Here is a 3,172-nt window from a genome sequence, read left to right on the forward strand (position 1 = left end):
CCATGGCTCACCAGCACCTCGTCCAGCGTGCAGCCCTTGATGCAGACCATGTCAACCAGCACCCTGTCCATGATCGGGCCGCGTTGCGTTTCGCCCCGCTTGGACGGCCGGATGCGCCGCACTGTCATGGCCGCGCTGAACCCGATGCGGTTGCGCAGGATCGTCAGCTCCTGGGCAATGTCGAGATGCCGATCCATCCAGCCCATGCTGTCACCGCCCGCCCGCGACGCATCGAGGCGCGAAACCTTGGTGCCATCGGCCGCCGCCAGTTCCACCAGCATCGCATAGTGCCGGCCCATGGCGATCTGGCCATGGGTCAGCGGGCAGGACCGCTTGCGGCGCAACGCCGAGGCGATCATGCGGTCGAAGACATCGGCCGCGCGCACGCTGGCCCGGTGACCGTAGCCCGTGGCCGCCGCCGCCCACTTGTCCAGGCCGTGCTTATCGACCCCGTTCGGCACCATGGTGAACTGCGGCTCCACGACGAACGGGCCGCGGGCCGGCGCGGCGATGGTATCAGGGCCGCATTGATCGGGGATCGCGCTGGCGTCCCGGATGGCGGCAAGCCGGGCGGCTTCCTCGGCCCGCCAGGCTTCGCGCGCCTCCTGCGCCGCCTGCACAAGCAACCTTCCCGCCGCGATCCTCTCTGCTTTATTCATCATCTTGTGCATTCCTTCTGGCGATCAGCTATATCTTGTTTTCTTCGGGTCGGAGTTGGGCTTGACGGGCTTGAAATGTTCGGGTTTGGGCTTGAAAAATGGGCTATTTTGCCTTGCTTCGTTCGTTTGTTTTCAAAGGGTTAACCTTGTTTTTTGGGCCTGACGGGCTTGAAGGGCTTGAAAATCTAACCTTTACGCATGAGGCATTTCCCCCTTACCCCGCTGTTTCTCGCGCATGCGTGCATGTCGATTTTTCAGGCCCGTCAGGCCCGTCAGGCCCAAAAATCGGGATTAAGCCATTGATATTGCGCAAACGGCACCCCCTGACCCCCGAAGGATTTCAGGCCCACCACCGCCGCCCGTCAGGCCCGTCAGGCCCAACAACGATGCGATGGCACAAAGATGCGTGACGGGCCCGCAGGCCCGCCAGGTCGATTGGAGATGAAGAATGGGGTGCGGGGTCATCGTGGCGAACCTCCCCAGGACGATTGCGACGACGACGCCTCGGCCGAGCGCTTGCGGGAAAGGAACGTGTCATCGAGCCGGATGCCGCGATAGCCTGTGACGCCCGATTTCCCCGGCGCGAAGGTCTTGTTCGTTTCGGGATGCCGCCATGTGCCGGACTTGGCTTTGAGCTTGTTCGACACCGTGCGATTGCCCCAGCGCGTCTCGCCCCGCTCTTCGATCCAGAAGTTGAAGGCCTCGATCAGTTCCCGGGCGGTCATGAAGTCGCCCTCGAACCCAGTCACCACGGTGGCATCGCCGAGGAAGGTGCCAATCGGGTCGCTTTCGGCCCGGTAGCCCTCGGTTGCGCTGGTGACGTCATCCGGTTCCTGAAGGCCACCGTCGAGGAAGTCGATCAGCCCCTGGATGAGCCAGTTGAGGATGCCTGACCTCTCCTGCCAGAGGATTTCGTCCAGTTCCTCCTTCGGGATGCGCTTCTTCTCCGGGATCTGGACCGGGAAGTTCACCAGCATGACCCTACGCCAGATACCGTCGTCACCGCCCCGGATTTCGGGCAGGTGGTTGCCGGATATGGTCAGTTTGAAGATCGGCCGGAAGATGATGAAGTCGCTGTAGAGCGCACGGATCATCATCGGCTCGCCGCCGGTCAGGGCCTTGACCAGGCCCTCCTGCAGGCGTTCGCCATCCTCTGGCTCCGACGTTCGAACGAAGCGGGCGGCGATCAGGGGCATCAGGTCCGGCTGCGAATCTGAACCGGATTTCTTGTTCTTTCCGGTCAGCGATTCGATACGGGCAGAGGCCGAGTAATCGCCGAACATCCTCGCCATCAGGTCTACCAGAACGGATTTGCCGTTGGCGCCGCCCCCGTGGAAGAATGCGAGCTTCTGCACGGCCAGCCCGGTCATGGAGAGGCCGAACCATCGCTGCAGGAACCGGCGCATCTCGATATTCGGCTGTATCTGCTCAAGAAAGCTGTCGAAACGCGGGCATTTGGCGTCCGGATCATAGATCACCGGCATGATCTTCGTCAGCAGCTGCGCCCGGTCGTGCGGGATCAGTTCGACGCTGGACATGCCGGTCATGCCGGCTTCCGGATCGTTGGGGATGCGGGTGAAGCGCAGAACGCCCGACAGGGTGTTCACGTCGAGTGCGCCCTGATCCATATCATCGACCGCACGGGCCAGCATGACCCGAGCCTCGGCGATCATGTGCGCTATCCGGGTGGAGTTTCCGGCATCCTTCGCCCAGGTCAGCCGACGGGTCGTCAGATTTCGATAGGACTTCAAGGCAGCATCAAGAGCGCGCAATCGTGCTTCGATGGAGGCCAGTTCCTTCATCAGCGATTCGTCGGCCGCATAACCGGGTGCGTTCTCAATCTCGCGCCGCCGGACCTTGAGATCCCGATCCTCTTCGATCAGCTTCCGGTCCCGGTCATTAGGCTGGAGCCAATCGATTTCCTGCAGGATAAGTGTGGACACCTTATGCGCCTGCGCCCGGATCAGCGGCGACACATCGCGGCTGATCTCATCGTCCTTCCGCCAGCGGCTCCCATCCCAGACGAACCAGCCGACCTGTGAAACGAACAGGATATCGTCGCCGAAATGGATGACGAAACGCCTGGCATTGCCGAGATCGTTCAGCGGCTCGCGCGAGGCGCGGGAAACCGGATCTTCGGGCTCACCTTCGCCGCCGCCTTCATCCGGTGGGGGTGGCGGGGGAGCATAATCATCCGGGTAGCCGTCATCATGGCCGTCAGGTTCCATCCCCTCGGGCAGATCGACCTCTTCGGCATTGCTCATCACGGCCCGGACCTGCCCGAGGGCGTCATCATCACTCATCTCGCTGTCCCATCAGGATATCGTTCAGGTCTCTGCCCTCGCCGGCATGGACGATCTTGGCTATGAGACCAGGATTTTTCCTCTTTGCCCGCCGCAGCCCTGCGAGGAGCTTGGCGCGCGTCAGTTTCGGATCGCTGTCCCCGTCCTGGACGAAGATCAGCGTCTTGACCCAGACCGGCGGCAGCCAGGCCTCGGAATCGTCCATGTCGG

The 3,172-nt window shown here is 62.4% G+C and carries 2 protein-coding genes and 1 pseudogene; all 3 read right to left on the reverse strand.

Going from position 1 to position 3,172, the window contains the following annotated elements; translation table 11 throughout:
* On the reverse strand, positions 1 to 662 hold a 662-nt coding region (locus BLT64_RS25715), incomplete at its 3' end, for a hypothetical protein (RefSeq protein WP_074810793.1).
* A 458-nt stretch (positions 663 to 1,120) separates the two neighbouring features.
* Complete coding sequence (locus BLT64_RS25720) at positions 1,121 to 2,962, reverse strand: DNA primase family protein (RefSeq protein WP_011746700.1); 1,842 nt, start codon at positions 2,960 to 2,962, stop codon at positions 1,121 to 1,123.
* A pseudogene (locus BLT64_RS25725) lies at positions 2,955 to 3,172 on the reverse strand (DUF7146 domain-containing protein); the annotation flags it as partial. The pseudogene BLT64_RS25725 and the gene BLT64_RS25720, both read right to left, overlap by 8 nt.

The sequence above is a fragment of the Paracoccus denitrificans genome (genome assembly GCF_900100045.1).
GTDB lineage: Bacteria > Pseudomonadota > Alphaproteobacteria > Rhodobacterales > Rhodobacteraceae > Paracoccus > Paracoccus denitrificans.